This window comes from Sphingobium wenxiniae (assembly GCF_007830065.1).
GTDB classification, from domain to species: domain Bacteria; phylum Pseudomonadota; class Alphaproteobacteria; order Sphingomonadales; family Sphingomonadaceae; genus Sphingobium; species Sphingobium wenxiniae.
Genome location: NZ_VLKK01000006.1, coordinates 235,599 through 242,380 on the forward strand (window position 1 = coordinate 235,599; position 6,782 = coordinate 242,380).

Sequence of the window (6,782 nt, forward strand, 5' to 3'; positions counted from 1 at the left end):
TCAGGCGAAGTGCAGCGGCTTCACCGTCTTGACGCCGGCGAGCTTGCAGATGTCCTGACGCAGCGCGTCCGTCACCGCGCCATCCACCGACAGCAGCAGCACGGCTTCGCCGCCCTGGTTGCGGCGGCCCAGATGGAAGGTGCCGATATTGACGCCCGCCTCGCCCAGCGTCGAACCCAGACGGCCGATGAAGCCGGGCGCGTCCTGGTTGACGATGTAGAGCATGGTGCCCGTGAGGTCTGCCTCCACCTTGATGCCGAACAGTTCGACAAGGCGCGGCTGGGCATGGCCGAACAGCGTGCCCGCGACCGACTTGTCGCCGTTTTCCGTGGTGACGGTAACGCGCACCAGCGTCTGATAGTCGCCCTCGCGGTCATGGCGCACTTCGCGCACGTCAAGGCCGCGTTCCTTCGCCAGGAAGGGCGCGTTCACCATGTTCACCGTGTCGGAATAGACGCGCATCAGACCCGCGAGCACCGCCGCGGTGATCGGCTTCTGGTTGAGTTCGGCGGCATGGCCTTCGACCTCTACCGCAACGCCGGTGATGGCGTCGCCTTCAAGCTGGCCGACCAGCGAGCCGAGCTTTTCGGCGATCGCCATATAGGGCTTGAGCTTGGGCGCTTCCTCCGCCGACAGGCTGGGCATGTTGAGCGCGTTGGTGACGCCGCCGGATACGAGGAAATCGGCCATCTGCTCGGCCACCTGAAGCGCGACATTCACCTGCGCTTCCGTGGTCGACGCGCCCAGATGCGGGGTGCAGACGAAACCGGGCGTGCCGAACAGCGGCGAATCCTTGGCCGGTTCGGTTTCGAACACGTCCAGCGCCGCGCCCGCGACCTGGCCGCTGTCGAGCGCATCCTTGAGCGCCGCCTCGTCGATCAGGCCGCCGCGCGCGCAGTTGACGATGCGGACGCCCTTCTTCGTCTTGGCAAGGTTTTCGCGGCTCAGGATATTGCGGGTCTGGTCGGTGAGCGGCGTGTGCAGGGTGATGAAATCCGCCTTCGCCAGCAGCGTGTCGAGATCGGCCTTCTCCACGCCCATTTCGACGGCGCGTTCCGGGGTGAGGAAGGGGTCGAAGGCGACGACCTTCATCTTGAGGCCCAAGGCGCGGCTGGCGACGATGGAGCCGATATTGCCCGCGCCGATCAGGCCCAGCGTCTTGCCGGTGACTTCGACGCCCATGAAGCGGTTCTTTTCCCACTTGCCCTGCTGGGTCGAGACGTCGGCTTCGGGAAGCTGGCGGGCGAGCGCGAACATCAGCGCGATGGCATGTTCGGCGGTGGTGATGGAATTGCCGAAGGGCGTGTTCATGACGACGACGCCCTTGGCCGACGCCGCCGGAATGTCGACATTGTCGACGCCGATGCCCGCGCGGCCCACGACCTTGAGGTTGGTCGCGGCGTCGAGAATCTCCTTCGTCACCTTGGTCGAACTGCGGATGGCAAGGCCGTCATACTGGCCGATGATCGCCTTCAGTTCTTCCGGGGTCTTGCCGGTGATTTCGTCGACCTCCACGCCGCGCTCGCGGAAGATCGCGGCGGCATTGGGGTCCATCTTGTCGGAAATGAGTACCTTGGGCATGGGAATGCTCCTTGAATATGGTCCGTTCGGTTGAGCCGGTCGGAAGAGCCGGACAATGAAGGGCTTCGACAGACTCAGCCCGAACGGTGGATTGGTTGGATCAAGCGGCCTTGGTCTGGGCGTAGGCCCAGTCGAGCCAGGGGCCGAGCGCTTCGATGTCGGCGGTGTCGACGGTCGCGCCGCACCAGATGCGAAGACCGGCCGGGGCGTCGCGATAGCCCGCGACGTCATAGGCCGCGCCTTCCTTTTCGAGGAGGGCCGCAAAGCTCTTGATGAAGGCTTCGTCGGCGCCCGCGACGGTGAGGCAGACGCTGGTCTTCGAGCGCGAGGCGGTGTCGGCGGCGAGATGGCCGAGCCAGTCGCGGTCCGCCACGATCTTGTCCAGAGCCGCCGCATTGGCGTCGCTGCGGGCGATCAGGCCCTTCGCGCCGCCGACCGACTTGCCCCATTCCAGCGCGAAGATCGCGTCCTCGACCGCCAGCATGGAAGGGGTGTTGATCGTCTCGCCCTTGAACACGCCCTCGGCCAGCTTGCCCTTGCTCATCAGGCGGAACAGCTTGGGCAGCGGCCAGGCGGGGGTGTGGGTTTCGAGGCGCTCGACCGCGCGGGGGCCGAGGATCAGCACGCCATGCGCGCCCTCGCCGCCCAGCACCTTCTGCCAGGAGAAGGTGGCGACGTCGATCTTCGTCCAGTCGATGTCATAGGCGAAAACCGCGCTGGTCGCGTCGGCAAAGGTCAGCCCTTCGCGGTCCGCCGGAATCCAGTCGGCGTTCGGCACGCGCACGCCCGAGGTGGTGCCGTTCCAGGTGAACAGCACGTCGTTGCTGAAATCGACCTGCGTCAGATCGGGCAACTGGCCATAGTCGGCGCGGATGATCGTGGGGTTGAGGTTCAATTGCTTGGCGGCGTCCGTCACCCAGCCTTCGCCGAAGCTTTCCCACGCCAGCGTCGTGACGGGCTTCGCGCCCAGCATCGTCCACATCGCCATTTCAAAGGCGCCGGTGTCGGAACCCGGCACGATGCCGATGCGGTGGGTTTCGGGCAGGTTCAGAAGCTCGCGCATCAGGTCGATGCAATAAGCGAGGCGGGTCTTGCCGACCTTCGAACGGTGCGAGCGGCCCAGCGAATCCGTGGCGAGCGCAGCGGCGCTCCAGCCCGGAGGCTTGGCGCAGGGACCGGAAGAGAAAAAGGGGCGAGCCGGCTTGGTGGCGGGCTTGGCGGCAGGCGCAAGAGTGGCGCCCGCGGCAGTCGGTTCAGTCATGTAATGCTTCTCCTTACAGAGAGCACGCGCGGCGTTGGGACCGCGTGGCCCGCCGGTCGCCCTAAAGAGATCGGCGGGAGAGTCAAGAGCAGAACAAAATGCGACGAATCGAGGCCCGCGTTAACCACCGTCTGAAAAGAACGTGCTAAATGCTTGATTCATGGAAGAGCGGGCGTGGGACAATCTGTTTCGACGCGGCGCGGGCCTTGCCGCGCTGTTGACAATGACTTTGGCGTTGGCGGCATGCGGCGGCGACCTGGTGCCGCGCGGCCGGGTGAGCAGCGCGTCCAAACCGCATAAAGCCAAAACGGCCCGTCCCGCCGCTCCGCCGACGATGGAAGTGCGGCAGTGCATGGCGAAACTGCAATCGCAATCCGTCGCCTTCACGCCGCTGCCCGATCAGAATTTCGGCGGCGGGTGCAGCGCCATGGGCAGCGTCAAGCTGCTCGACATCGGCGTGCCCGCGACCAATCTGGGCGCGATGACGTGCAATCTCGCCGCCAATTTCGCGGCATGGGCGCGTTTTGGCGTGCAGCCCGCCGCGCGGCTGATCCTGGGCGCGGAGGTCGTGCGGATCGAAACGTTCGGCACCTATAATTGCCGTCCCATCGCGGGCAGCGGCAAGCTTTCCGAACATGCCCACAGCAATGCGATCGACGTGTCCGCCTTCGTCCTGTCGGACGGGCGGCGCATTTCGATCGAAAAGGACTGGAGCGGCGACCGGCGCACGCGGCAGTTCCTGGAAGTCATCCATGCCAGCGCCTGCAAGCGGTTCCGCACGGTGCTCAGCCCGAATTATAATACCGCCCACCACGACCATTTCCATTTCGACATGGGCGGCAAGGGCGGCTTCTGCCGCTGACAAGCCCCCTTGGCATGCCCGCCTTTGCTGCCTAGTTGGTCGGCATGACCAGGAAAGAAATCGCCGAACGCAAGTTCCGTCCCGCCAAGCAGGAAGCCGCCGACGCCCGCAAGGCGGTGGAAACGCCGCAGACGACCAGCGCGGCCTATCGCCTGGCCTTTCAGGACACCGAATTCCTGCTGCGCGAGGATTTGCGGCCCGTCCGGTTCCAGCTCGAACTCCTCAAGCCCCAATTGCTGATGGAGGAAGCGCGGATCGAATCGACCTTCGTCTTCTATGGTTCGGCCCGCATTCCCGAACCCGAAGAGGCGCAGGCCCGAATCGACGCCGCTGCCACGCCGGAGCAAAAGCGGATCGCGGAAAATCTGGGCAGGAAGGCGCGCTATTATGAGGAAGCGCGCAAGCTGGCGCGCATCGCCGCCGCCTATCCGCCCAATCCCGCCGGGTGCCGCCATTTCGTCGTCTGTTCGGGCGGCGGTCCTTCGATCATGGAAGCGGCCAACCGGGGCGCGGCGGACATCGGCGCGCAGACCATCGGCATGAACATCGTCCTGCCGCACGAGCAGTCGCCCAATCGGTTCGTGACGCCGGAACTCAGCTTCCAGTTCCACTATTTCGCGCTCCGCAAGATGCACTTCCTGCTGCGCGCGCGGGCGCTGGCGGTGTTTCCGGGCGGTTTCGGCACGTTCGACGAGTTTTTCGAGCTTCTGACGCTGATCCAGACCGGCAAGATGAAGCCCATTCCCATCCTGCTGTTCGGCCGGGATTTCTGGAATCGCGTGATCGATTTCGAGGCGCTGGCCGATGAAGGCGTGATCGCGCCGTCCGACCTCAACCTCATCACCTGGGTCGAAACGGCCGAGGACGCATGGGCGGCGGTCGAAGCCTTTTACGAGGATATGGACGCGCCGGGTTGCGACTGAAAAGCGCAACTCGCCTTGCCCTTGCCCACCGGCGGGGATAGGGCGCGGTCATGCGCGCGGACCTTGCCCATATCGATTGCTGGATCTTCGATCTGGACAATACCCTCTACCCGGCGAAGGCGGACCTGTTCGGCCTGATCGACGTGAAGATGGGCGAGTTCATCCAGGGTCTGCTGGGCTGCGACCCGGTCGAGGCGAAGGCCGTGCAGAAGCGCTATTTCATGGAGCATGGCACGACGCTTTCGGGCCTGATGCGGCATCACGGCATCGAACCGCGCGCCTTCCTCGACTATGTCCACGACATTTCTATGGAGCGGCTGGAAGTGGACGCGGCGCTCAACGCCCGCATCGCGGCGCTGCCGGGACGGCGGCTGATCTTCACCAATGGCGACGCGGATTATGCGGGGCGGGTGCTCGACCGGCTGGGGCTGGGGCAAGCGTTCGAGTTGATCCACGACATCCATGCCTGCCAATATGTGCCCAAGCCCGATCCGTCCGGCTATGCCGCGCTTTGCTCCGCCCATGGGGTCGATCCGGTGCGCGCGGCCTTTTTCGAGGATATGGCCCGCAACCTGAAGCCCGCCAAGGCGATCGGCATGACGACCGTCTGGGTCAATAACGGATCGGAAGGCGGCAGCCACGATCACCATCCCGATTTCATCGATTTCGAAACCGATCATCTGACGCCATTTCTGGCCGACATCATTGGGGAAACATAATGACCGACCTGATCGCCACCATCGACGCCGCCTGGGAAGACCGGGCCAATGTGACCCTGTCCACGCAAGGCGCGGTGCGGCAGGCGGTGGACAAGGCGCTCAGCCTGCTGGACAGCGGCGAAGCGCGCGTAGCCGAACCGAAGGGCGACGGCTGGCAGGTCAATCAGTGGCTGAAGAAGGCGGTGCTGCTGTCCTTCCGCCTCAACGACAATGCGATGATCGACAACGGGCCGGGCGCGGGCCATTGGTGGGACAAGGTGCCCAGCAAGTTCGCGGGCTGGGACGAAGCCGCTTTCCGCGCCGCCGGGTTCCGCGCCGTTCCCGGCTCCTTCGCGCGGGCGGGCTCGCATATCGCGAAGAATGTCATCCTGATGCCCAGCTTCGTCAATATCGGCGCGTTCGTGGATGAAGGCACGATGGTCGATACCTGGGTGACGGTGGGAAGCTGCGCCCAGATCGGCAGGAATGTCCATCTGTCGGGCGGCGTCGGCATCGGCGGCGTGCTGGAGCCGTTGCAGGCCGACCCGGTCATCATCGAAGACGACTGCTTCATCGGCGCGCGGTCCGAAGTGGTGGAAGGCGTGCGGATCGGCAAGGGATCGGTGCTGTCGATGGGCGTCTTCATCGGCCAGTCGACCAAGATCGTGGACCGCACCACCGGCGAAATCTTCATGGGGCAGGTGCCGCCCTATTCGGTGGTCGTGCCGGGATCGCTGCCCGGCAAGCCGCTGCCCGACGGCACGCCGGGGCCGAGCCTGTATTGTGCGGTGATCGTCAAGCGCGTGGACGCGCAGACCCGGTCCAAGACGGGCATCAACGACCTGCTGCGCGATTGACGGGGTTGCATAAGGCCGCCCCGTTCAAGACGGGGGGCGCCGCTGTCTGGAGCGATGAATGATGGATCGTTATTCCGCGCCGCAAGGCCCGCTGACCGGGATCAGGGTGATCGAATTCGCGGCGATCGGCCCCGCGCCCTTCTGCGCGATGCTGCTTTCGGACATGGGCGCCGATGTCGTCCGGATCGATCGCACGCTGCAGGACGCCTTTCCCGATCCCGTGACGAATCGCGGCCGGGCGGCGGTCCATCTCGACCTGAAATCGGACGCCGGCCGCGCGGCCGCTCTGGACGCCATCGCGCTGGCGGACGTGCTGATCGAGGGATATCGTCCCGGCGCCATGGAGCGTCTGGGCCTGGGTCCGGATGCGGCGCTCGCCCGCAATCCGCGACTGATTTACGGCCGGATGACCGGCTGGGGCCAGACCGGGCCGCTGGCCGACCGGGCGGGCCACGATATCAACTATATCGCGATCACCGGCGCGCTCGAAGAGATAGGCGAAGCCGGCGGCCGGCCGATACCGCCCCTCAACCTGGTGGGCGATTTTGGCGGTGGGGCGCTTTATCTGGCCTTCGGCATCGCCGCGGCCCTTGTCGAGCG

7 protein-coding genes are annotated in these 6,782 nt (G+C 65.3%); 5 read left to right on the forward strand and 2 right to left on the reverse strand.

Annotation, left to right across the window (positions count from 1 at the left end):
* On the reverse strand, window positions 1-1,581 hold the full coding sequence (serA, locus tag IQ35_RS10420) for a phosphoglycerate dehydrogenase (RefSeq protein ID WP_021245473.1): 1,581 nt from the start codon (window positions 1,579-1,581) through the stop codon (window positions 1-3).
* Between the two features lie 100 nt (window positions 1,582-1,681).
* Window positions 1,682-2,842, reverse strand: a complete 1,161-nt coding sequence (locus tag IQ35_RS10425; protein WP_145073210.1) for a phosphoserine transaminase — start codon at window positions 2,840-2,842, stop codon at window positions 1,682-1,684.
* 160 nt (window positions 2,843-3,002) lie between these two features.
* Between IQ35_RS10425 and IQ35_RS10430 the strand changes: the two genes are divergently transcribed.
* The 5 genes from IQ35_RS10430 to IQ35_RS10450 form a co-directional block, all read left to right on the forward strand.
* Window positions 3,003-3,704, forward strand: a complete 702-nt coding sequence (locus IQ35_RS10430) for an extensin family protein (protein WP_145073212.1) — start codon at window positions 3,003-3,005, stop codon at window positions 3,702-3,704.
* A gap of 44 nt (window positions 3,705-3,748) precedes the next feature.
* Window positions 3,749-4,627, forward strand: coding sequence for an LOG family protein (locus IQ35_RS10435; RefSeq protein ID WP_021245476.1), 879 nt, complete (start codon window positions 3,749-3,751; stop codon window positions 4,625-4,627).
* A gap of 50 nt (window positions 4,628-4,677) precedes the next feature.
* A complete protein-coding gene (locus tag IQ35_RS10440; protein ID WP_145073215.1) occupies window positions 4,678-5,346 on the forward strand; it encodes a pyrimidine 5'-nucleotidase in 669 nt (222 codons plus the stop codon).
* Window positions 5,346-6,182 (forward strand): 2,3,4,5-tetrahydropyridine-2,6-dicarboxylate N-succinyltransferase, encoded by an 837-nt coding sequence (gene dapD / locus IQ35_RS10445; RefSeq protein ID WP_184204878.1) that lies wholly within the window; start codon window positions 5,346-5,348, stop codon window positions 6,180-6,182. Before IQ35_RS10440 ends, dapD begins: the two co-directional genes overlap by 1 nt.
* 58 nt (window positions 6,183-6,240) lie before the next feature.
* The coding region (locus tag IQ35_RS10450) for a CoA transferase (RefSeq protein ID WP_199739942.1) at window positions 6,241-6,782 on the forward strand (542 nt) is incomplete at its 3' end.